The organism is Streptomyces sp. NPDC002676 (assembly GCF_053592455.1).
Map to the genome: position 1 here is coordinate 227,825 of NZ_JBSFVT010000010.1, position 25,917 is coordinate 253,741.

At 73.3% G+C, this 25,917-nt stretch carries 19 protein-coding genes and 1 pseudogene; 11 read left to right on the forward strand and 9 right to left on the reverse strand.

The annotated features are described in order from the left end of the window. Positions 1–84: 84 nt before the first annotated feature. Positions 85–1,068 (forward strand): lysylphosphatidylglycerol synthase transmembrane domain-containing protein, encoded by a 984-nt coding sequence (locus tag ACWD3E_RS26680; RefSeq protein ID WP_451390090.1) that lies wholly within the window; start codon positions 85–87, stop codon positions 1,066–1,068. A gap of 100 nt (positions 1,069–1,168) precedes the next feature. Then, on the forward strand, positions 1,169–1,933 hold the full coding sequence (locus ACWD3E_RS26685; RefSeq protein WP_451390091.1) for a crotonase/enoyl-CoA hydratase family protein: 765 nt from the start codon (positions 1,169–1,171) through the stop codon (positions 1,931–1,933). Between the two features lie 24 nt (positions 1,934–1,957). Here the strand turns inward: ACWD3E_RS26685 and ACWD3E_RS26690 are convergent, their stop codons facing one another. From ACWD3E_RS26690 to ACWD3E_RS26700, 3 genes are read right to left on the reverse strand one after another with little or no spacing between them, the layout of a single operon-like run. Beyond that, positions 1,958–3,193: an NAD(P)/FAD-dependent oxidoreductase gene (locus tag ACWD3E_RS26690; protein WP_451390092.1), complete on the reverse strand. Its 1,236-nt coding sequence runs from the start codon at positions 3,191–3,193 to the stop codon at positions 1,958–1,960. Continuing rightward, complete coding sequence (locus ACWD3E_RS26695) at positions 3,190–4,635, reverse strand: FAD-dependent oxidoreductase (RefSeq protein ID WP_451390093.1); 1,446 nt, start codon at positions 4,633–4,635, stop codon at positions 3,190–3,192. The genes ACWD3E_RS26690 and ACWD3E_RS26695 overlap by 4 nt, the downstream gene beginning before the upstream one ends. Further along, positions 4,632–6,062 carry an FGGY family carbohydrate kinase gene (locus ACWD3E_RS26700; protein WP_451390094.1) on the reverse strand — a complete coding sequence of 477 codons (1,431 nt, stop codon included), beginning with the start codon at positions 6,060–6,062 and terminating at the stop codon, positions 4,632–4,634. The genes ACWD3E_RS26695 and ACWD3E_RS26700 overlap by 4 nt, the downstream gene beginning before the upstream one ends. A gap of 287 nt (positions 6,063–6,349) precedes the next feature. Between ACWD3E_RS26700 and ACWD3E_RS26705 the strand changes: the two genes are divergently transcribed. From ACWD3E_RS26705 to ACWD3E_RS26715, 3 genes are all read left to right on the forward strand, one after another. Beyond that, a complete protein-coding gene (locus ACWD3E_RS26705; RefSeq protein WP_451390095.1) occupies positions 6,350–7,351 on the forward strand; it encodes a hypothetical protein in 1,002 nt (333 codons plus the stop codon). 137 nt (positions 7,352–7,488) lie between these two features. Continuing rightward, positions 7,489–9,021, forward strand: coding sequence for an amino acid permease (locus tag ACWD3E_RS26710; protein WP_451390096.1), 1,533 nt, complete (start codon positions 7,489–7,491; stop codon positions 9,019–9,021). A gap of 213 nt (positions 9,022–9,234) precedes the next feature. Next, on the forward strand, positions 9,235–10,332 hold the full coding sequence (locus tag ACWD3E_RS26715) for a mechanosensitive ion channel family protein (RefSeq protein WP_451390097.1): 1,098 nt from the start codon (positions 9,235–9,237) through the stop codon (positions 10,330–10,332). An 18-nt stretch (positions 10,333–10,350) separates the two neighbouring features. Here ACWD3E_RS26715 and ACWD3E_RS26720 read toward each other — a convergent pair whose 3' ends face one another. Further along, on the reverse strand, positions 10,351–11,940 hold the full coding sequence (locus ACWD3E_RS26720) for a M1 family metallopeptidase (protein WP_451390098.1): 1,590 nt from the start codon (positions 11,938–11,940) through the stop codon (positions 10,351–10,353). Between the two features lie 236 nt (positions 11,941–12,176). Between ACWD3E_RS26720 and ACWD3E_RS26725 the strand changes: the two genes are divergently transcribed. Then, the gene (locus tag ACWD3E_RS26725; RefSeq protein ID WP_451390099.1) at positions 12,177–14,396 is read left to right on the forward strand and encodes an NADP-dependent isocitrate dehydrogenase; all 2,220 of its coding nucleotides are present in this window, start codon (positions 12,177–12,179) and stop codon (positions 14,394–14,396) included. Positions 14,397–14,520: 124 nt separating this feature from the next. Here the strand turns inward: ACWD3E_RS26725 and ACWD3E_RS26730 are convergent, their stop codons facing one another. Beyond that, the gene (locus ACWD3E_RS26730; protein WP_451390100.1) at positions 14,521–14,841 is read right to left on the reverse strand and encodes a DUF5713 family protein; all 321 of its coding nucleotides are present in this window, start codon (positions 14,839–14,841) and stop codon (positions 14,521–14,523) included. Positions 14,842–14,943: 102 nt separating this feature from the next. Between ACWD3E_RS26730 and ACWD3E_RS26735 the strand changes: the two genes are divergently transcribed. Together ACWD3E_RS26735 and ACWD3E_RS26740 are read left to right on the forward strand one after the other, a co-directional pair. Beyond that, on the forward strand, positions 14,944–15,744 hold the full coding sequence (locus tag ACWD3E_RS26735) for an N-formylglutamate amidohydrolase (protein ID WP_451390101.1): 801 nt from the start codon (positions 14,944–14,946) through the stop codon (positions 15,742–15,744). 67 nt (positions 15,745–15,811) lie between these two features. Further along, positions 15,812–17,044 carry a cytochrome P450 gene (locus tag ACWD3E_RS26740; protein WP_451390102.1) on the forward strand — a complete coding sequence of 411 codons (1,233 nt, stop codon included), beginning with the start codon at positions 15,812–15,814 and terminating at the stop codon, positions 17,042–17,044. 9 nt (positions 17,045–17,053) lie between these two features. Here ACWD3E_RS26740 and ACWD3E_RS26745 read toward each other — a convergent pair whose 3' ends face one another. The 3 genes from ACWD3E_RS26745 to ACWD3E_RS26755 form a co-directional block, all read right to left on the reverse strand. After that, the gene (locus tag ACWD3E_RS26745; RefSeq protein ID WP_451351103.1) at positions 17,054–17,497 is read right to left on the reverse strand and encodes a hypothetical protein; all 444 of its coding nucleotides are present in this window, start codon (positions 17,495–17,497) and stop codon (positions 17,054–17,056) included. A gap of 104 nt (positions 17,498–17,601) precedes the next feature. Beyond that, a complete protein-coding gene (locus ACWD3E_RS26750) occupies positions 17,602–18,240 on the reverse strand; it encodes an RNA polymerase sigma factor (RefSeq protein ID WP_451390103.1) in 639 nt (212 codons plus the stop codon). Next, the gene (locus tag ACWD3E_RS26755; protein ID WP_451390104.1) at positions 18,237–19,661 is read right to left on the reverse strand and encodes a S8/S53 family peptidase; all 1,425 of its coding nucleotides are present in this window, start codon (positions 19,659–19,661) and stop codon (positions 18,237–18,239) included. The genes ACWD3E_RS26750 and ACWD3E_RS26755 overlap by 4 nt, the downstream gene beginning before the upstream one ends. A gap of 86 nt (positions 19,662–19,747) precedes the next feature. Between ACWD3E_RS26755 and ACWD3E_RS26760 the strand changes: the two genes are divergently transcribed. Further along, on the forward strand, positions 19,748–22,360 hold the full coding sequence (locus ACWD3E_RS26760) for a CHAT domain-containing protein (RefSeq protein ID WP_451390105.1): 2,613 nt from the start codon (positions 19,748–19,750) through the stop codon (positions 22,358–22,360). 6 nt (positions 22,361–22,366) lie between these two features. Here ACWD3E_RS26760 and ACWD3E_RS26765 read toward each other — a convergent pair whose 3' ends face one another. After that, a complete protein-coding gene (locus ACWD3E_RS26765) occupies positions 22,367–24,145 on the reverse strand; it encodes a LuxR family transcriptional regulator AbsR2 (RefSeq protein WP_451390106.1) in 1,779 nt (592 codons plus the stop codon). A 94-nt stretch (positions 24,146–24,239) separates the two neighbouring features. On the opposite strand from ACWD3E_RS26765, the gene absR1 reads away from it, so the two are divergent. Further along, complete coding sequence (gene absR1, locus ACWD3E_RS26770; protein WP_451390107.1) at positions 24,240–25,328, forward strand: beta-glucuronidase AbsR1; 1,089 nt, start codon at positions 24,240–24,242, stop codon at positions 25,326–25,328. 305 nt (positions 25,329–25,633) lie between these two features. Next, positions 25,634–25,873: pseudogene (locus ACWD3E_RS26775) on the forward strand (ArsR/SmtB family transcription factor); the annotation flags it as partial. Positions 25,874–25,917 lie beyond the last annotated feature (44 nt).

The window sequence follows — 25,917 nt, forward strand, 5'->3', positions numbered from 1 at the left end:
TCCGCTCATCCGCTGCCCGTCCGTAAGCCGCCGTCCGCGATTCAGCCACCCGCCGTTGACGCGGCGCGGAAAACCTCTCCCGGTGTGACAGCCGTCCCCGCTCCCCCGCTCCCCCCGCTCCGCCCAGGACGCTTTCCCCGACGCGTCCCCTTCCGCCAGGTCCTGTGCCTGGTCCCGCTCGTACTCGTCGCCTTCGCGGCCTCACGGAACCGCTCGGTGCTCGCCGAGGGCTTCGGCCAGCTGCGCACCGCCTCCTGGCCGTGGCTGCTCGCGGCGGCCGGTGCGACCTGTCTGACCTGGGTCGCCGCCGCGTTCTCCCGGCAGGGCGCGGTGCTCCAGCCGCTGCCGAAGGGCCGGCTGCTGGCCACCCAGTTCGCCGCCGGCGCCGCCAACCATCTGCTGCCGACCGGGCTCGGCGCGAGCGCGGTCAACCTGCGCTTCATGAGCGTGTGCGGGGTCCCCCTCGCCCGCTCCTCGGCCGCTCTCGCCCTGTTCCTGCTGGCCGAGTGCGTGGGCCGGCTCGGTCTGCTGGCCGCGCTGCTGATCGCGTTCCCCGACGCGCTGCAGCTCGGCCCCCTGCTGCCCGCCGGCTCGGCGCTCCCGCTGCTGCTCGGCGTGATCGGCCTGCTCCTGGTCGCGGTCGCCGCCGTGACCCTCGTACGACGGCTGCGCACGCGCGTGATCACGTTCGCGCGGGACGCCCTCGGCGAGGCACGGTCGGTGCACACCCGCCCGGCCCGCGCCCTCGCCCTGTGGGGCGGCTCGCTGGCCTTCCCGGCGCTGCAGGCCGCCGGTCTCACCGCGGTGGGCCAGGCGCTGGACCTGCCGGTGCCGCCCGCGCACATGGCGCTGGCGTACCTCGCGGCGACGGTCGCGGTGGCCCTGGTGCCCACCCCGGGCGGGCTGGGTTCCGTGGAGGCGGCGCTGATCGTGGCGCTGATCGCGGTGGGCGGCCCGGCCGCGGTGGCCACCGCGGTGGTGCTGGCGTACCGGGTCATCACCGTGTGGGTGCCGCTGGTGCCGGGAGCGTTGACGTTGGGGGCACTGGTGCGGATGAAGGTCATCTGAGGCACAGTGGCCCTCCGAGCGGCAGCTCGCGAAGCCCTGCAAGCCTGAGATGCCTGATCGGCCCGAGAAGCCCGATCAGCGAGAGAAGGAGGACCTTCCCGTGCCGGTCCGCGTCGAACGCAAGGAACACGTCACCACGGTCATCCTCTCCCGCCCCGGGGTCCGCAACGCGGTGGACGGCCCCACCGCCGCCGAACTCGCCGCTGTCTTCCGTGCGTTCGAGGCCGACGACGACGCCCGGGTGGCCGTGCTGTGGGGCGAGGGCGGCACGTTCTGCGCGGGCGCGGACCTGAAGGCGATCGGCACCGAGCGCGGCAACCGGGTCGCCGAGGACGGGGACGGCGCGATGGGCCCGACCCGGATGCGGCTGTCCAAGCCGGTCGTCGCGGCCGTCGCGGGCCACGCGGTCGCGGGCGGCCTCGAACTCGCCCTGTGGTGCGATCTCAGGGTCGCCGAGGAGGACGCCGTGTTCGGGGTCTTCTGCCGCCGCTGGGGCGTGCCGCTCATCGACGGCGGCACGGTACGGCTGCCCCGGCTGATCGGCACGAGCCGGGCCCTGGACATGATCCTGACCGGCCGCCCGGTACCGGCCCGCGAGGCGTACGAGATGGGGCTCGCCAACCGTGTCGTCCCCACCGGGCACGCGCGCGCCGAGGCGGAGGCGCTGGCCGCGCAGATCGCCCGCTTCCCGCAGGCCTGCCTGCGCTCCGACCGGGCGTCGGTGCTGGAGCAGGACGGGCTCACCGAGGAAGCCGCCATGCGCGGCGAGCTCCGGCACGGCATGGGGGTGTTGGCGCAGAGCGCGCAGGGCGCGGCGCGTTTCGCGGCGGGGGCCGGGCGGCACGGGTCGTTCGCGGAGCTGTGACCGCGGGTGCGGGCCCGCCCGGGCTCAGCCGACCGTGACCCGCACCTCCCCGCCCTTCGGGTCGACCCGGTCGGTCCAGCGGGCGGAGAGGAGCAGCGGGCGGTTCGGCAGGACCGTGCCGAGGCTCGGACGCTCGCGGTGCAGGAGGCGGCCGTCCTGGGTGATGTACAGGACCGGACGGTTCAGCGGGACGGCCGTGCGCAGGGTGTAGCGGGCGGCGCGGTCGGCTGGAGCAATGCGGTTGGGGGCGATCCAGCGCAGAGGCGCGGTCACGGCGAGGGGAACGCCGGGGTCCGGCCACGGGGCGCCCGCAAGGAACTCCAGCACGGCACGCGCCGCCCGGGCCCCCTCGTCGGCCGCCGTGCCCGCCCGCTCCACCGCGTGCAGCAGGCTGCCGGCGGCGAAGACGCCCGCGCGTGAGGTGTGCAGGGCGCCGTCGACGGCGGGGCCGCGCGTGCCGGAATCCAGGGTGAGTCCGCCGCGGCGGGCGAGTTCGTGGTCGGGGACGAAGTCGCCGGTGAACACGACGGTGTCACAGCGGAGTACGGCGGTGCGGCCGTCGCCACGGCGTACCCGGACCCCCGACAGGCGCCCCTGTCCCAGGAGTTCGGTGACCGTGGTGCTCGTCAGCAGCGGGACACGGTCGCGCAGCCGGGCCGACTGGACGCGGGTGAAGCTGCTTTGTGCGCGCGGGTGTCCGGTGACCAGGGCGACGACGTCGGCCCCGGCCGCGCGGACGGTGTCGGCAGCCGCGTAGGAGACATCCTCCGCCCCGACCACGACCGCCCGGGTGCCGATCCGCTGCCCGAACAGGTGGACCGCCTGCTGGAGTTCACCCGTCGTGTACACCCCGGCGGGCCGCGTACCGGGCACCAGCCGGGCGGAGCAAGTGCGTTCGCGGGCGCCGGTGGCCAGTACGACCGCCCGCGCCGAGATCGTCTCGGGTCCGGTGGGGCCGACCACGGTGACGACCGGTCCCCGTCCCGCCGCCCAGTCCAGCACGGTCACCCCGGTCCGGACCGGGGCGCCCGCACTCTCGGCGGCCTCGGCCAGCAGGCGGGCGTACGCGGGCCCGGTCAGCGGACGTGTCCGGGTGCCGAAGCCGCCGTGGGCGCAGTGCCGGGGTACTCCCCCGGCCTGCTGCTCGCGCTCCAGCACCTCCACCCGGCCGGCTCCGGACGCGGCGAGACGGGCGGCGGCCACCAGGCCCGCGGGCCCGGCGCCGACGACGAGGACGTCGGCGTCCCGGACAGTTGTCATCCCCCGGCCCCTTCCCGCTGTGCCGCCTCGAACAACTCCCGTACCGCCGCCCCGCAGTAGAACCCCTGGCAGCGGCCGGCCCGGGCGCGGGTGCGGCGGCGCAGGCCCTCCGGGGTGCGGGGCGGGACCGTACTGGCGAGGGCGTCGCGGATCTCGCCCCGGGAGACGCGCTCGCAGTGGCAGACGAGGGTGCCGTACTCCGGGTCGGCCGCGATGAGTTCGGGCCTCTGGTAGGGGCGTGGGAAGGCCTCGCCGAGATTGGGCATGGTCACCGGGCCGGGCTCGCGGACCGGCCCGAGGTCCAGGCCGGTGCCCGCCAGCAGCTCGGCGACGTGCGCGGCGATGGCCAGGGACGCGGTCAGACCGGTGGAGCGGATGCCGCCGGCCGTGACGTACGCCTGCTCGGGGTGGGCGGTGATGCGGTAGTCCTCGTGCTCGGTGGCCGCGCGCAGCCCGGCATACACGGCGGTGACCTCCTCGTCCAGGAGAGCGGGCAGGATCCGGCGGCCCTTCTCCCGGAGCGCGGACAGGCCCTCGGCGGTCGAGCCGGTGGCCCGCTTGTCGTCCAGGTCCTCGGCGGTGGGGCCCAGCAGTACGTTGCCGTACACGGTGGGCGCGACCAGGACGCCCTTGCCGAGGGCCGTCGGGACGGGCAGGAGGATGTGCCGGACGAGGGGGCGGGCGAGCTTGTCGTGGACGATGAGCTGGCCGCGGCGCGGGGTGACGGTGAAGTCGTGGTGGCCGAGCTGCCGGTCGAGGCTGTCGGCGTGCAGCCCGGCCGCGTTGACCAGGTGACGCGCGTGCAGGGTGCCCCGGGTGGTGGTCAGGCGGTGCCCGCCCATGTCCGAATGGGCCTGCTCCACACGGGTGTTGAGGTGCAGGTGGGCGCCCGCGCGGACCGCCTGGGTGGCGTAGGCGAGGGTGGTCGACCAGGGGCAGATGATGCTCTCGCCGGGGACGTGGAGCGCGCCGAGTGCGCCGGGGCCGAGGTGCGGCTCGCGCGCGTACAGCTCGGCGGGGCTGAGGAGTCGGGTGTCGTGGTACTCGTTGCGCTCGGCCTTCTCGGCCAGCCGGGGCAGTGTGGCGAGCTGTTCCTCGTCCCAGGCGACGAGGAGCGCGCCGACCCGTTCGACGGGGATGCCGGACTCGGCGGCGTAGTCGGCCAGCCGTCGGTAGCCCTCGCGGACGAGGCGGGCCTCCAGGGAGCCGGGGGTCGCGTCGAAACCGGTGTGCAGGATCGCGGTGTTGGCCTTGGAGGTGCCCTGGCCGACGTCGTCCTGGGCCTCGACCAGGGCGATGCGCAGGCCGGGGTGGCGGGCGAGTTCGCGGGCGATCGCGCAGCCGACCACTCCGGCGCCGACCACCGCGACGTCGTAGGTGTGCGTGGGCAGCGGTCCCGCGGCGGTGACTGTGGTGACCACCGTGTCCGTGCTGGGCGTCATGAGCCGAGGAGCGCGGTGACGGCGGTGCGGAAGCGGGCGCGGCGTTCGGCGGCCTGCTCGGCCGGGATGCGGGGCTCGTACACGGCGGCGGGTTTCCAGTCGGGGAGGGCCTGTTCGACGCTCAGCGTACGGTCCGCCCCGAGCCGGGCGAGGGCGGCGGCGCCGAGCGCGGTGGCGTCGGGCAGCGCGGAGACCTCGACGGGGCGTTGCAGCAGGTCGGCCTGGGTCTGCATGAGGAGCGCGGAGCGGGTGAGGCCGCCGTCGACGCGGAGCGTGTCCACGGGGGTGCCGAGGTCGGCCGCTGCGGCTTCGGCGAGTTCGGCGACCTGGGCGGCGATGCCCTCGCACAGGGCGCGCACCAGGTGCCCGGCGGTGGTGTCGAGGCCGAGCCCGGTGAGCGAGCCGCGCAGGTCGCCGCGCCACCAGGGGGCGGCGAGCCCGGCGAGGGCCGGTACGAAGGTGACGCCGCCGGTGTCGGGGACGGCGCCGCCCACCGGGTCGAGGTCGGCGGCGCAGGAGATGACGCCGAGGTCGGTGAGCCAGCGCACGGCGGAGGCGGCGGTGTAGACCTGGCCGTCGAGACAGTAGCTGGTGTGTCCGGCGAGCCGCCAGGCCACACAGCTGACCAGGCCCGAGGCGCCGCGCCGGGGGGTGTCGCCGGTGTGCGCGAGCAGGAACGCGCCGGTGCCGTAGGTGCACTTGGCGCCGCCGGGCCGGGTGACGCGCTGTGCGAGCAGGGCGGCCTGCTGGTCGACGATCAGGCCGGTGAGCGGGATCTCCGGGCCGAACGCCGTGGTCGTACCGATGTGTTGGGCGTTGTCGGTCGCCTGCGGGAGCCGTTCTCCGGAAAGGCCGTAGATCTCCAGTGCCCGCGGTGACCACTGCGCGCTGTCCAGGTCGAGGAGCTGGGTGCGCCCGGCGGTGGCCGCGTCGGTGACGAAGGCGCCGGTGAGCCGGTGGACGAGCCAGGCGTCGGAGGTGGTGACGACGCCCTCGCGGGTGAGGTGGCGCCGGATCCAGGCCAACTTGGGCGCGGCGAAGTACGGGTCGAGGGGCAGGCCGGACAGCTCGCGCAACTCCTCGGCGTGCTCGGCGAGTTCGGCGCACACGGACTCGGCGCGCCGGTCCTGCCAGACGAGGGCGTCGGTGAGCGGGCGGCCGGTCGCCGGGTCCCAGGCGAGGACGGTCTCGCCCTGGTTGGCCAGGCCCAGCGCGACGACCGGCTCACCGGCCTCGGCGAGGGCGGACCGGCCGGCGTCGAGCACGGAGGCGTACAGCTCGGCCGGGTCCACCTCGACCAGGCCGCCGGGCAGATGGCGGGGGCGCACGGCGGCGAACCCGGTGCCGAGGACGCCGCGTTCGGGGCAGACCACCAGAGCCTTGGTGCCGGACGTGCCCTGGTCGATCGCGAGCACCGGCCCGGTCATCGCACCCTCCCGCACTGTCATGCCGCCCTGCGGACCGCACTGTCGCGCCGCCTCGCTGAAGATCACGCGACAGACTGCCGTCGGCCGACACTCGCCGTCAAGCCTGGCTAACTATCGGTCAACATCCGTGCGTAAAAAGATCAGTTGGCAACAATGGCCCGCCGGAACGTCCGCCTCTATAGTGACCGCCGACTACGAGGAGTATCCCAACAACCGCCCAGAGGAGTGCTGTTGCCTTTTCACCACGCCACCGCGCCTGCGCGCCCGGATACCGGGGCGAGGGGCTGATGGCCAGAGAAGGAGCGCGCCCCTCCTACGATCCGGCCGGCCACGACCAGCCCCTGCGTGCCGCCCTGCAGGATCTGCGCACCGGGCGCTGGATGGCCATGCGCACCCTGCTCGCCGCCACCGCGGACAGCGCGGACTGGCCTCGCTGGACCCAGCGTACCCAGGTCCTCGCGGCGGCTGCCGCCGGCAGCGACGTGGTACGGGCCTGGCTCGCGGAGGAACCGCACAGCGTGCACGCCGCGGTGATGCAGGCCCGGGTCGGTGTCGAGCGGGCGCTGCGGGCCCAGCGGGAACGGCACCGCCGTACGCACGAGTTGTGGATCGAGGCCTGGGACGCCGCGCAGACCGCCACCCGGACCGCCCCGAAGGACCCCGTGCCCTGGGTGTGCTTACTGGCACTCTCCCAGCTCGACGCCGAACAGCGCTGGGAGGAGCACCGTACGGCCGCGCCGGAGCCGCTGCTGCCGTCGGGGCCGTGGGGGTTGCTGGCCGAGGCCGACAAGCGCGACCCGTACAACCGCGAGGCCCACCACCGGATGCTGCAGTTCCTGTACGCGCGCAGCGGCTCGGGCCGGCTCGCGGAGGCCGCCGGCTACGCCCACTGGGCCGCCGACCGGGCGCCGCGCGGCTCCGCGCTGCACCTGCTGCCGCTCTACGTCCGCGTCGAGCGCTACCGCCGGGGCAGCGGGCACGACGCCGCGCTGGACCTGAGCTGGGTGGCGGAGGAGGCGACCCGTGAGGCGGACCAGGCGCTGCGTTCCTGGTTCGAGCTCTCGCACCGGGCCGAACGCTCGATGCTGGACCTCAACCATCTGGCCCACGCACTCTGGGGCGCCGTGCAATTGCCGGAAGCAGCCCGGGTGTTCGAGGCGATCGGCCCGTACTTCACGCCTCCGCCCTGGATGTACCGCACCCCGGACCGCAACCGCGGAGTGGAGATCTTCCTCCAGGCCCGCGACCGCTGCCGGAAGGCCGCGGAGGGTTCCAGCCGCGACTCCTGACCCCCGCACGCCGCTCACTCCTCTCGTACTTCCCCATCGCGCACTACCCGCACCACCCCCGCACCTCCCCCGATCCCTGTAGTCCCTCGACTCCCTCTGCTCCCTCCTACTCCCTCTCATCCCCCGGAGGCCCGCCCATGTCCCACATCCCCGATCCCTCCCCATCGCCAGGTCTGCCGGCGCAGGACGAAGAGCAGCGCCTGCGCGAACTCGGTTACCGGCCGGTCCTGGCCCGCCGCATGGGCGGCTTCGGCAACTTCGCGATCAGCTTCTCGGTGATCTCGATCCTGTCCGGCTGCATGACCCTGTACGGCTTCGGCATGAACACCGGCGGGCCCGCCGTCATGCTGTGGGGCTGGGCCGGCGTCGGCCTGTTCGTGCTGTGCGTGGGCCTCGCGCTCGCGGAGGTCACCAGCGCCTACCCGACCTCGGGCGCCCTGTACTACATGGCCGACCGGCTCGGGGGCCGGCGCTGGGGCTGGTACACGGGCTGGCTGAACCTGCTCGGGCTGCTCGGCGCGATCGCCGGCATCGACTACGGCGCCGCCCTGTTCACCGGTGCCTTCGCGAACCTCCAGTGGGGCTTCGAGCCGACCCCCGGCAGGACCATGCTGATCTTCTGCGCGATCCTGCTGGTGCACGCCGTGCTGAACCTGTTCGGGGTCCGGCTGGTCAGCCTGCTCAACTCGGTGAGCGTGTGGTGGCACCTGGTCGGTGTCGGGCTCATCGTCGGGGCGCTCGCGATCGTCCCCGACCACCACCAGTCGGCGTCCTTCGTGTTCACCAAGTTCGTCAACAACACCGGCTGGCACAGCCCGATCTACGTGGCGGCGGTCGGTCTGCTGCTCGCGCAGTACACCTTCTCCGGCTACGACGCCTCCGCCCACCTGTCGGAGGAGACCTCCAACGCCTCGGTGTCCGCCGCGCGCGGCATCGTACGGTCCATCTGGGTGTCGTGGATCGCGGGCTTCGTGCTGCTCGCGGGCCTGACCTTCGCGATCAAGGACTACGCGGGCACGCTCGGCACCGACACCGGTGTGCCGCCCGCGCAGATCCTGCTCGACGGTCTCGGCACCGACGGTGCCAGCACGCTGCTTCTCGTCGTGATCATCGCCCAGCTGTTCTGCGGGAACGCCGAGGTGGCCGCGGCCAGCCGCATGGTGTTCGCGTTCAGCCGGGACGGGGCGCTGCCCGGCTCGCACCTGTGGCGCAAGGTCAGCACCCGTACCCAGACGCCGGTCGCCGCCGTGTGGCTGTCGGTCGTCGTCGCCGGTGTCCTCGCCCTGCCGTCCCTGTACTCGGCGACGGCGTACGGCGCGGTGACGGCCATCAACGTCATCGGCATCACCCCTGCCTACGCCATCCCGGTGCTGCTGCGGCTGCGCGCGGGCGACCGCTTCGAGCCGGGCCCGTGGCACCTGGGCCGGTGGAGCAAGCCGATCGGCTGGATCGCGGTCGTGTGGGTGGCCGCGGTGACGGTCCTGTTCTGCCTGCCGCAGTCCTCGCCGGTCACCGTGGACACGATGAACTACGCCTCGGTGGCGCTCGCCGTCGTCCTGGTCCTCGCCACCGTCTGGTGGTTCGTCGCCCGCCGTTCGTACGGTACGCCGACCACCGCCGCGTACGGCAGCGACCGCGACCAGGCCGAACTCGCGGAGGGCATCGTCTGATCGCGCGTCCGGGCGCACAGCTCTGAACGCACGGCTGCGAGCGCCGGTCCTGGTGCGAACCGGCATTCCGGATACGGCAGGATGAGCGATCGCGCGGGCACCGGTGCTGCCGGTGACCCGCGCGTTCGCACATCCGGCACATCGAGCAGGTGACAACGTGACGAGACTTCACTCCAGGCTCTCCGCAGCAGCTTTGCGCCCCGGAGGTGACCGGTGAACCGGACGCCCACCCTGGACGACCTCGTCCTCGCCGGCATCGCAGTCGCGGCCGGTCTGCTGCTGGCCTTCCTGTCCCGGGGCGTGCTGCGCTGGCTCGCCAAGCACGCCAAGCGCACGCGCTGGAGCGGCGACGACGTCATCGTGGACGCGCTGCGCACCGTCGTCCCCTGGGCGGCGATCGCGGCCGGTGCCTCCTCCGCGGCGGTGGTGCTGCCGCTGACCCGGACCGTCCAGCACCACGTGAACCAGACCATCCAGGTGGGGCTGATCTTCGCGGTGACGGTGTCGGCGGCGCGGGTGATCGCGGGCCTGGTCCAGACGGTCACCCAGTCCCGCTCCGGCGTCGCCGGTTCGGCCACGATCTTCGTCAACATCACCCGGGCGCTGGTCCTGGCGATCGGCTTCCTGGTGGTCCTCCAGACCCTGGGCATCTCCATCGCACCCCTGCTCACGGCCTTGGGCGTGGGCGGTCTCGCGGTCGCCCTCGCCCTTCAGGACACGCTCGCCAACCTCTTCGCGGGCGTCCACATCCTCGCCTCCAAGACCGTCCAGCCGGGCGACTACATCCGGCTGAGCGGCGGCGAGGAGGGCTACGTCGTGGACATCAACTGGCGCCAGACGACCGTCCGCCAGCTGTCCAACAACCTGGTGGTCATCCCCAACGGCCAGCTCGCCAAGGCCAACATGACCAACTACACGCATCCCGAGCAGCGGTTGACGGTGCTGGTGCAGGTCGGGGTGGGCTACGACGCCGACCTCGAGCACGTGGAGCGGGTCACGGCGGAGGTCGTCGCGCAGACCATGCGCGAGGTCGAGGGCGCCGTCCCGGAACACGAGCCCGCCATCCGCTTCCACACCTTCGGCGACACCCGGATCGGCTTCACGGTGATCCTCGGCGTCGGCGAGTTCAGCGACCAGTACCGCATCAAACACGAGTTCATCAAGCGCCTGCACCGCCGCTACCGCACGGAGGGCATCCGCATCCCCGTCCCGGCGCGGACGGTGGCGCTGGAACAGGGGGCGGTGGCGATTCCGCAGCAGCGCAAGGGCGACAGCGAGCCGGGCGAGGTGCCCTCCGCCCGGCTCGACTGACGGCCAGTGGCCGAGCGCCTACAGGGTGGCCGAGTTGTCGTGACGGTGCCCGCCGCGCAGGCTGTGCGGGGCCGTCAGGGACGAGGCCACCGGGGTGACCGTCCAGTCCGGGTGGCCGGGCATGCGGGGGGTCTTCGTGCCGTACAGCCAGTCGTGCAGGAAGCCGGACTGGTCCTGGCCGGAGACCTCCGTGGCGACGGCGATGTAGTCCCCTGTCGTCGCCGAGCCGCCCCGGAAGCGGTCCAGGAAGGTGCGCTCCACGTCGTGGAAGACGTCCTCGCCGACCAGCTGCCGGAAGGCGTACAGGACGAGGACGCCGCCCAGGTAGCGCTGGCTGTCGAAGAGATTGACCGCGCCCGGTGCGGCGACCGGGCCCGAGTCGTGGCGCCACTGGTCGCCGCGGGCGTAGGTGTCCTTCATGCGGGCCTCCAGCGAGGTGAGGCCCAGGGAGTCGGCCCAGCCGCGCTCGTAGCGGTACAGCAGCCCGTAGAAGTCGGCGTGACCCTCGTTCAGCCACAGATCGGCCCAGGTGGCGGGGCTGACCAGGTTGCCGAAGTAGGAGTGGACCAGCTCGTGCATCATGTGCGAGCCGATCCGCTTCTCCTCCTGGAGCAGGAAGTTCGGCTTGTACAGGGTGAGGGTCTGGGTCTCCAGGCCCGTGAAGTCGAAGGCCTTCGGGTCGTCCGAGTTGCACGGCAGCAGGCCGTACGTCTCGAACGGGAAGGCGCCCAGGCGGTCCTCCAGCCAGGTCACCAGGCCGGGAGTGAGGGAGAGGGCCGGTTCCAGGGCGGCGGCGCGGGCGGTGGGGACCACGTCGCGCAGGGCCAGGCCGTGCGGGCCCTCCCGGTCCTTGACCACGTAGTCGCCGACCGTGATCTGGACGAGTTCGGTGGCGATCGGCGAGAGCGAGCGGTACGAGTACGCCGTACGGTCGTCGTCCACCTCCTCCGTGTCGATGAGCAGGCCGTTCGCCACGCCGCGCAGCCCGTTCGGGACCGTGATGCGGAAGCTGAAGGCCGCCTTGTCCGAGGGGTGGTCGTTGCACGGGAAAACGGTGTGCGCTGAGTTCGGCTGGGGGCAGATCGCGAACCCGTCGGGGGTGGGGACCCAGGCGGTGTGCGCGAGGGTGCGGCGCGGGTCGGCGGAGTACTCGACGCGGACGGTGACGCAGGCTTGCTCCGGGAGCGTGCCGGCGGGCGTGACGCGCAGCTTCTCGTCCGCCTGCTCGAAGGCGGCGTCGCGGCCTCCGACGCGTACGGAGCGTATGTCCAGGCCGAGCGCGTCGAGGGAGAAGCGGGTCAGGGCCTCGGTGGTGCGTATCTTCAGGGTTGCGGTGGCGTCGACCAGTCTGGTCGTCGGGTCGTACGCGAGGTCGAGGTGGTACGACGACACGCGGTAGCCGTCGTTGCCGAGGGCCGGGTAGACCGGGTCGCCGAGGGTCTCCGGGCCTGTGGTCCCCGTTTCGTCCCCCGCGATCCCCCTGTCGTCCCCCTTGACCCGCGCGGCCCCCGTGGCGGGCCGGGCGTGGGCCGAGGTGCCCGTGGTCAGTGCGGTCGCCGTGCCGATCAGGACGGCCGCCGGGGCCGTCACTCTGGTGCGATATCTCATGGTCCGCTTTCGCTCGGGCGGCCGGGTGGTCGGTTCCGGCCGTCGATGAGTGGCGATCACCGAATGGGCGATCGTCTTGTCATGACCACCTGGACCACGGAATCGGTTGCATCCACCGCGCGAGGCGCTTGCACCCGGACTCCGACGTTGCCGAGTCGCGGACCCCTGTCGAGCCGGGGTCGATCACGAGATATCTTGATGTCGAGCAATGTTGCAGACGTGGAGCGGAGCACCCGGTGACTGACTCGACCATCTACTACACCTACACAGACGAGGCCCCGGCCCTCGCGACGCATTCCTTCCTGCCGGTGGTCCAGGCGTACGCCACCCAGGCCGGTGTGTCGGTGGAGACCCGCGACATCTCGCTGGCCGGGCGCATCATCGCCGTCTTCCCGGAGTACCTGAACGAGGACCAGCGCATCCCGGACGCCCTGCACGAGCTGGGCGAGCTGGCCAAGACTCCCGAGGCCAACATCGTCAAGCTGCCGAACATCTCGGCGTCCATCCCGCAGCTGAAGGCCGCCGTCGCCGAGCTCCAGGGCAAGGGCTACGCGCTGCCGGACTACCCGGACGACCCGAAGTCCGACGAGGAGCGCGAGATCCGCGCCCGCTACGACAAGATCAAGGGCTCCGCCGTCAACCCGGTGCTGCGTGAGGGCAACTCCGACCGCCGCGCCCCCGCCTCGGTGAAGAACTACGCCAAGACCCACCCGCACCGCATGGGCGCCTGGACCCCCGAGTCCAAGACCAATGTGGCGACGATGGGCACCGACGACTTCCGCTCCACCGAGAAGTCCGCGGTCATCTCCGAGGACGGCTCGCTGCGCATCGAGCTGAAGGGCGACGACGGCTCCACCACCGTCCTGCGCGAGTCCGTACCGGTCCTGGCGGGCGAGGTCGTCGACGCCTCGGTCATGCGGGTCGCCGCGCTGCGCGAGTTCCTGACCGCCCAGGTCGCCCGCGCCAAGGAGGAGGGCGTCCTCTTCTCGGTGCACCTGAAGGCCACGATGATGAAGGTCTCCGACCCGATCATCTTCGGTCACGTGGTGCGCGCGTTCTTCCCGAAGACGTTCGCGAAGTACGGCGAGACCTTCGCCGCGGCGGGTCTGACGCCGAACGACGGTCTGGGCGGCATCTTCAAGGGCCTGGAGTCCCTCCCGAACGGCGACGAGATCAAGGCCTCCTTCGAGGCCGAGCTGGCCGAGGGCCCGGAGCTGGCCATGGTCGACTCCGACAAGGGCATCACCAACCTGCACGTCCCGTCCGACGTGATCGTCGACGCCTCCATGCCGGCCATGATCCGTACCTCCGGCCACATGTGGGGCCCGGACGGCCAGGAGGCCGACACCCTCGCGGTGCTGCCGGACTCCTCCTACTCCGGCGTCTACCAGGCCGTGATCGAGGACTGCCGGGCCCACGGCGCCTACGACCCGTCGACCATGGGCTCCGTCCCGAACGTCGGCCTCATGGCGCAGAAGGCCGAGGAGTACGGCTCCCACGACAAGACCTTCGAGATCCCGGTCACCGGCACCGTCCGCCTGGTCGACCAGGCCGGGAACGTCGTCCTGGAGCAGACCGTCTCCGCCGGCGACATCTTCCGCGCCTGCCAGACCAAGGACGCCCCGATCCGCGACTGGGTCAAGCTGGCCGTCACCCGCGCCCGCGCCACCGGCGACCCGGCCGTGTTCTGGCTGGACGAGAACCGCGGCCACGACGCCGTGATCATCGAGAAGGTCAAGGCGTACCTGCCCGAGCACGACACCGAGGGCCTGGACATCAAGATCCTCTCCCCGGTCGAGGCCACGAAGCTGTCCATCGAGCGCATCCGCCGCGGCGAGAACACGATCTCGGTGACCGGCAACGTGCTGCGTGACTACCTGACCGACCTCTTCCCGATCCTGGAGCTGGGCACCAGCGCCAAGATGCTGTCGGTCGTCCCGCTGATGGCGGGCGGCGGCCTGTTCGAGACGGGCGCCGGCGGCTCCGCGCCGAAGCACGTGCAGCAGCTGGTCAAGGAGAACTACCTGCGCTGGGACTCGCTGGGTGAGTTCTTCGCCCTGGTGCCGTCCTTCGAGCAGTACGCCGAGGCCACCGGCAACGCGCGCGCCAAGGTCCTCGCCGACACCCTCGACCGGGCCACGGCGACCTTCCTCAACGAGGACAAGTCCCCGACCCGTCGCGTCGGCGGCATCGACAACCGCGGCAGCCACTTCTACCTGTCCCTGTACTGGGCCCAGGAGCTGGCCGCGCAGACCGCCGACGCCGACCTGGCGAAGGCCTTCGCGCCGCTCGCCGAGACGCTCGCCGCCAACGAGCAGAAGATCGTCGAAGAGCTGATCGCCGTCCAGGGCTCCGCGGCCGACATCGGCGGCTACTACCAGCCGGAGAAGGCGAAGGCGGACGCGGTCATGCGCCCGTCGGCCACCTGGAACGAGGCCCTGGCGTCCCTGAGCTGACACCCGGAGCCTGAGCGCCCCTGAACGTCCCCGCCCCGGTCGGCACTGCCCGGCCGGGGCGGAGGCGTGTCACGACCGCACCGGGACGGACGGCAGGGCGAAGGCGCGCAGGGCCGAACCCGCCTCACCACTCCCGGGTCGCGATCAGCTCCTCCGTGTCCGCGTCCTCGAAGCCGTAGGCCCGCGCGACGAACCGGAAGTCGCCGCCCATCTCCTCGCGGGCGACGGTCTCGATCTCGCTCCCGGCCGCCTCGAACTCGGCTTCCAGGGCGTTGAACTCCTCGGTGGCGGCCTGGGTCAGCCGGTAGAGCGCGGGCAGGTCGGCGGGCAGGTCGGCCTCGATGCGCTCGCACAGGGCCAGCAGGATCGCCCGGCCCTTGTCCAGGACGCGGTCGGGGAAGTACGCGTCCTCGTACAGCACTTCCAGAAAGGGGTGCCCGGCCACCCGGGGATTGCTGATCGGCGTGCTCCCGCCCCGCCTCGCTCCGTACTGATGTGGCACCTTGATCCTGCACCACGCCACTGACAACGCCCCCCGGAGCAGCCCGTGACCCAGATCGTCCCCTCGTTCGAGCTTCTGCCCGGTGCCGCCGAGTCGCCCGTGCTGTTGCATGTGCCGCACTCCGCGCGGGCGATACCCGGCGATGTGCGCAAGGGGATCGTGCTGGACGACACGGCGCTGGAGCGGGAGTTGGACCACATCACCGATGCGCACACCGAGCGGATCGCGGAGCGGGCCGCCGGGCCGGCCGGGGTCACGCCCTGGCGGTTCGTCAACCGGCTGTCTCGGCTGGTGGTGGATCCGGAGCGGTTCCCGGACGAGCGTGAGGAGATGCTTGCCGTGGGGATGGGGGCCGTGTACACGCGGACCACGCACCGGGAGGAGCTGCGAGCCGCGGACACCGACCCCGAGCCGTTGGTCGCGCGGTATTTCCGGCCGTACGCGCAGGCCATGACCGAAGCGGTGGCGGGGCGGCTCGCCGCCACCGGGCGGGCCGTCGTGATCGATGTGCACTCGTATCCGAGCGAGGCGCTGCCCTACGAACTGCACGGCAGCGGACCGCGTCCGCCCGTGTGCCTCGGCACCGATGGCTTCCACACGCCGCCCGAACTGAGGGAAGCGGCGCGGGAGGCGTTCTCCGGTTGCGGGGAGACGGGGCTGGACAGCCCGTTCAGCGGGACGTACGTGCCGCTGGAGTACTACGGGCGGGACCGGCGGGTGAGCGCGCTGATGGTGGAGATCCGCCGGGACACGTACATGTCCGAGCCCGGCGGTCCGGCCGGGCCGGGGCTGGAACGGCTCGCCGCCGCGCTGGCCGCGCTCGTGGACGCCGTACAGGCGCTATAGCCGTAGCGCCCTCCGACTGGAGCATTCCCGCAGGACAGCGGGCGGGGTGCGTACGAGGGTGAAGGGCATGACAGGCACAACCGAGGAGACCGGCGGTACTCTCGCCGGCCCTGCGCTGCCACCGGTACGGGACTGGCTGCCGCTGGACCTGGACGGCACGGAGTTCGACCCGACCCTCACCGAGCTGATGCGCGAGGGCCCGCTGACCCGGATCCGGCTGCCGTTCGGCGAGGGCTGGGCCTGGCTGGCCACCCGGTACGAGGACGTCAAGCTGGTCACCAACGATCCGCGGTTCAGCCGGGCCGAGGTCCTGCGGCGTCAAGTGACCCGGCTCGCCCCGAACTTCGCTCCCCGCCCGGGCTCGCTGGCCTGGGCCGACCAGCCCGAGCACAACCGGCTGCGCAAGCCGGTCGCCGCCGCCTTCACCGTCGGCGCGATGAAGCGGCTGCGGCCCCGCGCACAGGAGATCCTGGACGAGCTGGTGGACGGGATCGTGCGGGACGGACCGCCCGCGGATCTGGTCGAGCGCGTGCTGGAGCCGTTCCCGCTCACGGTCGTGAGCGAGGTGATGGGGGTGCCGCCCGCCGACCGGGAGCAGGTGCACGCCTGGACCCGGGAGATCATCTCCACCACCGGCGACGAGGCCGCCGGCCGGGCCAAGCAGGGCATGTACGCGTGGATCACCCGGACCGTCCGGGCCCGGGCCTCGAGCCCCGGACAGGACGTGTACTCGCTGCTCGGAGTCGCCGTCGCACGCGGTGAGATCGCCGAGGAGGAGGCCGTCGGCCTCGCCGGTCCGCTGCAGATCGGCGGCGAGGCCGTCACCCACAACTGCGGGCAGATGCTGTTCCTGCTGCTGACCCGGCCGGAGCTGATGGAACGGATGCGCGCCCGCCCAAAGGAGCGCGGTCCCGTCCTGGACGAGCTGCTGCGCTACATCCCTCATCGCAGCACGGTCGGGCTGGCCCGCATCGCGCTGGAGGACGTGGAGCTGGCCGGCCACCGGATCGCCGCGGGCGACCCGGTGTACGTCTCCTACCTGGCCGCCAACCGGGATCCGGACGCCTTCCCCGACCCGGACGCCCTTCACCTCGACCGCGACGCCAACTCTCATCTGGCCTTCGGTCATGGCCCGCACTACTGCACCGGGGCCGTCCTCGCCCGGCTGCAGACCGAGCTGCTGGTCGACACGCTGCTGGACCGGCTGCCCGGGCTGCGGCCGGCGGTGCAGCCCGAGGAGGTGCAGTGGCGGCACAAGACGATGATCCGGGGGCCGCAGACCCTGCCCGTCACCTGGTGACCGGCTCCCTCAGGCGCGCAGCCACTCCGTGACGACCACCTCTCCGCCCGTGCGCAGCCTGAGCGCGAACGGGCCGGCGGGCGGGGTGTCGCTGGAGAACCGGCCCAGGGTGTCGACCGGGACCGGCCGGGCGGTCCGCGGGCCGCCGAGCACCTCGATGCTCGCCGAACCCGGCGGCAGCACCTGGCCGATCAGGCCCTCCTCGGTGACCTCGATGTCGACGGTCAGCTCGCCCGCGCGGAAGGTCAGCATCCGTGGCGGTGCGGTGACTCCCCTGACCGGCAGCGCGTCCACTAGCGAGTCGAAGGCCAGCTCGGCGACCCGGGCTTCGAGGTCGTGCAACGCGAAGGCGTCCAGGGCCAGTTGGCGCAGCTCGGCGGGGACGGGGTCCAGGACGGCGGCGGCCTGGCGCAGCTCCTCCTCCAGCAGCGCGTCCTGCAACTCGTCCTGCATCACGGCGCTCTCGTCCCTCTCGTCCCTCTCGGCGTTCTCGGCGTTCTCGGCGTTCTCGGCGTTCTCGGCGTTCTCCGCGTTCTCCGCGTTCTCGTCGTAGCCGTTCACTCCGCCCCCCGTGCGGTCATCCGGGCCCGCAGCCGGCGCAGACAACGCTGGCGCAGGGGGCCGATACTGCCGACCGCGATGCCGAGCGCGGCCGAGATCTCCGTATAACTGGGCGGCGGCGAGGACATCAGCACACGCAGCAACTGCCGGCAGCGGTCCCCGAGCGCGTCCAGCTCCTGCCACAGACAGCGGACCCGTTCGGCCTGGGCCGCCGCCTCCTCCGAGTCGATCAGCGACTGCTCCGGCGTGCGGTCCTCGCTGGCCCGGTCCAGGATCTGCGGGTCGTCGGTCAGCGTCAGCCGCGCGAGCCCCTTCAGCACCTTCAGGCACTCGTGGCGTGCCGTACTGGCCAGCCAGGAGCCGGCCTTGTCGGGTTCGCGGATGCGGCCGAGGTGCTGGGCGAAGCGGAACCACACGGTCTGGTAGACCTCGTGTCCGTCGGCGTCGGAGAGCCGGTGTGCGCGCACCACCGACCACACCAGCGGGCTCATGCCCTCCACCAGCGCCTTCCAGGCCGCGGCGTCGCCGTCGACGGCGGACTGGACCAGCGCGCCGACCTCTGTTCGGTCCACGGTTCCACCCCTCGTGTACGGCACGTCATCGTACGCCGTGGAGAGGGTCGTTCCGCACCTCATGCGGGCTGAGCGGGGATCGCTACGGGCACGGGGCGCCAGGTGGAGGGGCGGAGCACCGGTACGTGCGCCCCGCGCACGTCCGCGCGCTCGGTGACGGCGGCGAGCACCTGTGCGCGCGCCGCGCGCGGGTCGCGCTCCTGATGCGCCGTCATGTGCGCCGCGATGAGCCCGGCGGCGACCGGCGTGGCGAACGAGGTGCCGCTCCACTGCGCGAGCCCGTCGAACATCACCTGGTCCGGCTTGGCCGCGGTGCTCTCCCGCGCCTCGCTCAACACGCCGACGTGGCGCGGGAACTGGCAGGTGCAGGCGTAGTCGCAGCCGTACCGGCAGGCGTCGTAGGTGGAGTGCTGGTAGACGTACGGCACCGGCGTGGCGAAGCCGGTGAGGGCGCTGGTGAGGCGCTCGCCGGGGGCGTAGACCCGCACCCAGGGGCCGTGGTTGCTGAAGCAGGCGCCGCCGTCGCCGTCCGACCGCAGGGCGCCCACCGAGAGCACGCTGTCCGCGTACTCGGGCAGGGAGGCGTACGCCGCGGGCCAGAACGGCGTGTCGCTCGCGTTGTTGCCGGCGGCGGCCACCAACAGGGTGCGCTGCTCGCGCAGTTCGCTCATGAAGGCTTCGAGGCCGATGAGTCCGTCGGTGCTGCTGCTCGTGGTGCCCGCGGACAGGCTGATGATGTCGGGCCAGCCGCCCCGGTCGACGGCCTCGAGGAGCTTGGCGCCGAACTCGGACTCCAGGACGGCGCCCGCGTCGGCGAGAGTCCCCCGTACGGTGATGTCGGTGTTGGGCGCGACCGCCGCGACGATCCCGGCGATGAACGTGCCGTGGCCGACGTACTGCCGCAGCACGCCGAAGGTGTCGGTCTCGGTGGCCTGGGTGTCGCCGGTGGTGTGGGCGAGCAGCGGGTAGGACCCGTGGTCGTGCACGAGGCCGGTGTCGATGACCAGCACGCCGACGGCGCTGCCCGGGTCGTACGCGCCGTCGCACGGCGCCGGGTTGGGCGCGCCGGTGCGGGGGACGGGGACGGGTTCGTCGCCGGGACAGGCGTTCACCGCGATGTGCACGACGTGGTTGCGGCCGACCAGCCTGCGGCCCCCGCGGTCCTCGGCCCCCCGCAGTGCGCCCAGCGCGTGGTGCACGGTGTCCTCGCCCAGGGTCGGGTCGCCGACCTGGATGCGGGTGACGCCGGTGCGGTTGGTGGCCGGGCCGGCCCGGCGCACATGGTCGGGGACGAGTCCCTCGGTGGCCGTGAAGTGGTCGCGCACGGTGTCCTCGACGAGCCGGGCCTCCTCGCCGTCACGGGCGAGGACGACACCCTTCTCGTAGAGGAAGTGGGCGTCGTCGTCCGGGCCCATCGCGAGCGGGACGTCCGGGAGGGCGCGCTGGATGTGGTCGAACTGTTCGTGGAATCGCTGTGGAGCCATGGTGTGTCCTCCCCCTGGAGACGGTGTTCGACAGTGAGAGTCGGCGGAACACCGATTGATACAGCTTGATACAGCAGGCCACTACCATGCGTGGCGTGACAGCGGGAAGCGAGTCGATCCTCGAACTGCTGCCGATGGTGTTCGCCGACCCCGGTGAGGCGCGGGCCCGCGCCGAGCAGGTGCTGCGGACCGATGCGTCGCCGTTGCACGGCAGCGTCGCCCACCAGGTGCTCGGCATCTGGCAGCGGGACTTCGGCGACCTGACGATCGCGCTGCGGCATCTGCGGCGGGCCCGGGACCTGGCCGCGCGTGCCGATTCGGCCGACCGTGAGGCGGACGTGCTCGCGACGCTGGGGGTCGCACTGGTGCACGCGGGGCGCACGCGACACGGGCTGGCGTCGTTCGAACGGGGTGTCGCACGGGGCAGCGGACACACCCGGGCCCGCGTGCTGTACCGGCGCGCCTATGTGTGGTGGGTGCTGGGCCGGCACCGGGAGGCGCTGGAGGACGTACGGCGGGCGCTGCCGGTGCTGCGGCAGGCCCGTGACGGCATCTGGACCGCGCGGGCGCTGACCCTGCGGGCCACCGTGCACCTGGCGCTTGGCGCGGTGGACCGGGCGGTCGCCGACTTCACGGCGGCCGAGCGGCTGTGGGAGACCACCGGCCAGGAGCACGACAAGGCGGACGCGGTGGAGAGCCGGGGGCTGGCCGCGTTCCGCTCCGGGGACATCCCGGCGGCGCTGCGGCTGCTGGACGAGGCCGGGGAGCGGTACGCCAAGCTCGGCACGCCGACGTTCATGCTGTCCGTCCGCCGCTGCGAGGTGCTGATGGCGGCGGGGCTCGCGCCGGAGGCCCTGGCCGAGGCGGACGTGGCGATCACGCTGCTGGACCGGATCGGCGGGCAGTCCACGCGCAAGGCCGAGCTGCTGCTCGCCGCGGCACGGGCCGCCCGGTCGGCCGGGGACCCGCACACCGCGATCGCACGGGCCGCGGTCGCCGTACGGCTGTTCGCGGCGCAGCGGCGGCCCTGGTGGGAGACGCACGCCCAACTGGTGCTGATCGAGGCGCGGGTGGCGGCCGGGCGCAGTTCGGGGCGGCTGGTCGCCGACGCGGCGGCGGTCGCCGAGCGGCTGGCCTCCTTCGGCTCTCCGGCGGCCCCCGAGGCCTCTTTGCTCGCGGGCCGCATCGCGCTCGCGCTGGGCTGGACCGCGGACGCGGAACGGCATCTGGCGGTGGCCGCGCGCAGCCGGCACGGCGGGCCGCCGCCGGCCCGGCTGACGGGCTGGGCGGCGCAGGCGCTGCGGGCGCGGGCGGCCGGTTCGCGGCGCGGGGTGCTGGAGGCCTGCCGGCGCGGCCTGGCCGTGCTCGACGACCACCGGATGACGCTCGGCGCCTCGGAACTGCGCGCCCACGTGACCGCACAGGGCGCCGAACTGGCCGCGCTGGCCCAGGAGATGAGTCTGGCCCACGGCGGTCCGCGACGGCTGCTGGAGTGGAGCGAGCGCTGGCGGGCGACCGTGCTGTCCGCGCCACCGACCCGGCCGCCCGCCGATCCGGCGCTGCTGAGCGGACTGACCGCCTACCGGGAGATAGCCGCCCGCTCGGAGGCCGCCCGCATGGAGGGCCGCCCGGTACCGGCGCTGGAGCGCGAACAGCGGCGCCTGGAACGGGAGATCCGCTCCCGCACCCACCACATACGCGGCGCTGCTGCCGGCGACGGGGACCGCTTCGACGCGGCCCGGCTGCTGGAGCGGCTCGGCGACGTGCGGCTGGTCGAACTGGCCGTGGTGGACGGGCAGGTGCACGTCCTGCTGTGCGGGCAGGGGAAGGTACGGCGGTTCGCGGGCGGGGCGCTGGCGGAGGCGGTCGCCGAGGCCGAGTACGTCCAGGCCGGGCTACGGCGGCTCGCGCACCCCGGGGCCGAGGCGCGGCTGCCGCTGGTGGAGATGGCAGGGCAGCGGCTTCAGGAGCTGCTGCTGGGCGACGCCGCCGCGCACCTCGGGTCCGGGCCGGTGGTGATCGTGCCGCCGGGCGCGCTGCACCGGGTGCCGTGGGCGCTGCTGCCCGCGCTGCGCGAGCGGGTGCTGAGCGTGTCGCCTTCGGCCGGCAGCTGGCTGCGTGCCCGGGAGACGGAGCCGCCGCCCGGCGGCCGACTGGTGCTGGTGCGTGGCCCGGGGCTGGCGACGGGCGGCGCCGAGGTGACGGAGCTGGCGGGCCGCTACGGTACGGCGACGGTGCTGGAGGGCGACGACGCACAGGTACCGCGCGTGCTCGCGGAACTCGACGGCGCGGCCCTCGCCCACCTCGCGGCCCACGGCACGTTCCGCGCGGACAGTCCGCTGTTCTCCGCGCTGCGGATGGCCGACGGCCCGCTGATCGTGCACGACTTCGAGCGGCTCGCGCGCAGCCCGTACCGGATCATCCTGGGCAGCTGCGACACCGCCCGGCTCGCGTCGGTCGGCGCCGACGAACTCCTCGGCCTGGTCACGGCGTTGCTGCCGCTGGGCACGGCCGGGGTGGTGGCGGCGAGCGCGCCGGTCAACGACGCCGCGGTGGTGCCGCTGATGTTCGCCCTGCACAAGGGCCTCGGCGCGGGCCTCTCCCTGGCCGAGGCCCTGCGCGACGCCCGAGCCGCACTGCCCGGGGACGCGCTCCACCAGGCGACGGGCTGGGCGTTCGCGGCGTTCGGGGCTGCGTGAGGGGTCTCAGGCCGACCTCTGCTCCGGCTGGTCCACCAGCCACGGCAGCGCGCCACGGTCGCTCGCGCCGAGCCGGGCGTAGGCGCCGTACAGGTGGTTGCCGACCGTGCGGACGGACAGGGTCAGCTTCTCGGCGATCTGCCGGTTGCTCAGACCTGCCGCCGCGAGCGTGACGATCTGCCGCTGCCGGGCGGTGAGTTCACCGAGGACGAGTCCGGACAGGGCCGGGGTCCGGGCGCCCTGGCAGCGCCGGGCGAGGGTGACCGCGCGGGTGCGGGAGAGGCGGGCGGCCCGGGGATCGCGGTGCGCCCGTACGGCCTGGGCGTGCGCCTCGGCCGCGAACAGCAGGAAGCCACGCTCCTCCAGCGCCTCGGCCACCCGGTCCAGGGCGGGTCCGTCGCCGCGGGCGAGGGCGTCGGCGTGCCGGGCGAACACCCCGTCGGCCGGCAGCCGTCCGGCCGCCCGTTCTGGGGCGCCGAGGCGCACGGCGTCGTAGCGGGCGAGGACGTCGTCGTCCGCGGCGCGGTCGGCCGGCGTGGCGTCAGGTGCGGCACATTCCGCCGACATCCCTTCCGCCAGGTCGAGTTCGGTACGGCAGCCGGTGTCGGCCGGGGTCGCCCGCAGCCCCTCCCGGGCCCAGGCCGCCGCCTCCCGCAGCTCTCCGCGCAGCCGGGCGTGCCGGGCGCGCGCGGCGGCGTATCCGGCGGGCACGGGCAGCCCCTCGGCCGGCAGCCAGTCCCCCACCGGCGTCGGCACGGACCGCACATCCAGCTCCGCCAACCTCCGCTCCAGGTCGGCCTGTTCGGTCGCCAGGGCGGGCCGGAGGCGGTCCGGGGTGCGGGCGAGCCGACGGGCCCGCAGCCGCCCGGCCGTGGCGCGCAGGGCGGGTCCGTGCAGCGGGTGAGCCAGGGTGACGGCGCCCTGCTCGTCGGCGTGGAGCAGGCCGTCCTCGTCCAGGCGTTCGAGGACGTCGACGTCGAAGTCGGTCAGGGGCAGCGGCAGGGGCTCGGCGAACGCAAGGCGTTCCAGGGTGTCACGTTCGCCGGGGCCGGTCCGCTCCAGGGCGGGTGCCAGGCGCTCGCGTACGGCCGTGGTGACCGGCAGCGGGCCGCGCCACGCCCACTGGCCCGTCCCCGCAAGCCGGTTCAGGCGGCCCGAGCCACGCAGCGCCCCCAACAGCTCGCGCAGCAGCCGCAGATCGCCCCGGCACACGCGGTACAGGCGGCGCACGGTGAGCGGTTCCAGTCCGTCCGCGGCAAGCAGTTGAGCGGTGTCGCAGTGGGGCAGCGGCGCCAGGGCCAGCCGGGGCAGCAGCTCCCCGGTCCACAGCCGGGACACCGCGGCCGGTGCCGGGGTACCGTCCGCCGCCGCGACGAGCAGACGGGTGCGTCCGTGCACGGCGAGCTGGTGCACGAGCGCGGCGGAGGCCTCGTCCAGCAGCTGGGCGTCGTCCACGACCAGGAGCCGCACTCCGGACAGGATGTGGACCGCACCGTGCAGCGAGACGGTGTCGGGCAGCAGGTGCGCGAAGGCCGCGAACCGCAGCCCCCGGGCCTCGGGCGTCCCGGTCACCCGGACGCAGTCCGTGCCCCGGACCGCCTGAGTGATCAGCCGGGTCTTGCCGCGACCGGCCGGCCCGGTCACCACGATGCCGGGCTGTCCCGCGGCCAACGACCCACGCACCAGCTCCAGTTCGGTTTCCCGGCCGGTGAACGGCCAGGGCAGCTCCAGCGCCCTCGCGTCGGTCCCCACGTCAGTCCTTGCACCCCGTTCGTAAGTCGTCACATCAACTGGAGTGCGATTACTCAGATTTGATACACAGCGACTTGAGTAGCCCCCGACTCAGGCGCGTGCCCGGCGGGAGCGGCACGCTGGGCGCATGACCCGACGTCTCTGCTCGCTCCCGCAGCAGTCGGCACCGGCCTTCCCGCCGGGGCTGACCGCCGAGCGGCTGGGTGCGCTGCTGGGCGGGCGGCGGATGTGGGTCAACGGCACGGTCCTGCACTACCACTTCTACGACGCCGACTCCGACGCCTCGGTGATCCCGGTCCCAGGGACCGGGGAGCTGCGGCGGGTGCCGTGGGCCGGCGGCAAGGAGCAGCAGGACGTGGTGCGCGAGTGCTTCCGCGAGTGGCAGGACCTCGGCATCGGCATCACCTTCGCCGAGGTCGGCGACCGGCACGAGGCGGAGCTGCGGATCGGGTTCCAGGCCGGTGCCGGGTCCTGGTCGGCGGTGGGCCGCGACGCACTGTCGGTCGGCCGGGGCGAGCGCACCATGAACCTGGGCTGGGACGTGACCGCGCCGGGCGAACGCGCCACGGTGCTGCACCAGATCGGGCACGCGCTCGGCATGCTGCACGAGCACCAGAGTCCGTTCGCCGGTATCCACTGGGACGACGAGGCCGTGTACGCGGAGCTGGCGGGCCCGCCCCACTTCTGGAACCGGCAGACGACCTACGACAACATCCTGTGCAAGCTGGACGCCTGCGAGGCGGCCGGCCCGGTGTGGGATCCGCAGTCGGTGATGGAGTTCCCGTTCGGGCCGGGGCTGATCCTGGAGCCGGAGCGGTACCGGGGCGGGTTGCGGCCGCCCGGTGTACTGTCCCCGGCCGACAAGGAGTTCGCGCTCCGCTGGTACCCGCCCGCGCCGGCGCCCCGGCCGCCGGCCGCGCTGGTGCCGTTCCGCTCGGCTCCGCTCGCGCTCGGCCCGCGTGAGCAGGCCGACTTCACCGTCGAGCCGCCGGAGACCCGCGACTACACCGTGGGCACCTTCGGCGACGCCGACACCGTGCTGGTGGTCTTCGAGGAGCGCGACGGGGAGCCGCGCTTCCTCGCGGGCCACGACGACGGGGGCACCTCGCAGAACGCCGCCGTCAGGGTCCGGTTCGTCACGGGCCGCCGCTACGTCGTCCGGGTCCGCCTCTGCTCCACCTGGGGTGCGGGAGAGACCGCGGTCATGTGCTGGTGACGGCACGGACGACCGTACGACTGAACGACCACAGTCCGGCGCCGGGGGGAAGCGGTCGCGGACATCATCCCCGGGGGAGGTGATGTCCGCGGCCACGCCGTGTCATCTCACCCCGCCCTGACCACCGTTGAGGCTGCGGCAGGGGGTCCCAGATCCGCGCGGGATGCCCCGCCCGGTCCAGGAAGGGCGCCCAGGACCATCGCTGAGCCGAGTTCCCTGATCCTTCTCGGTGGCGACGGCGGAGGCGGAGAGAAGCGTCGCGGCGGCCAGGCTGCCCCAGAGGGCGGCCGGGCCGTGGGGCGCGAGCACTCTCACATCCGGTACGGCTGCGGCTGCTGCGCACCCTGGCCCGCGGCCCGCGCACCACCGCTGAACTGGCCCACGTCTGGGAACTTTCACGCCCGGAGGTTTCCCGCCACCTCGCTGTGCTGCGCCGCGCGGGCCTGCTCTCGGCCCGGCGGCACGGCCGTTACGTCCGCTACACCCTCAGCCTGCCCGACCTGACGGCGCTGGGTACCGACCTGCTGGCGGCCGTGCTGCGCTGAGTGGCTTCGCGGCGCGGGTGTGACCGGGGTCTCCCCTTGGAGAG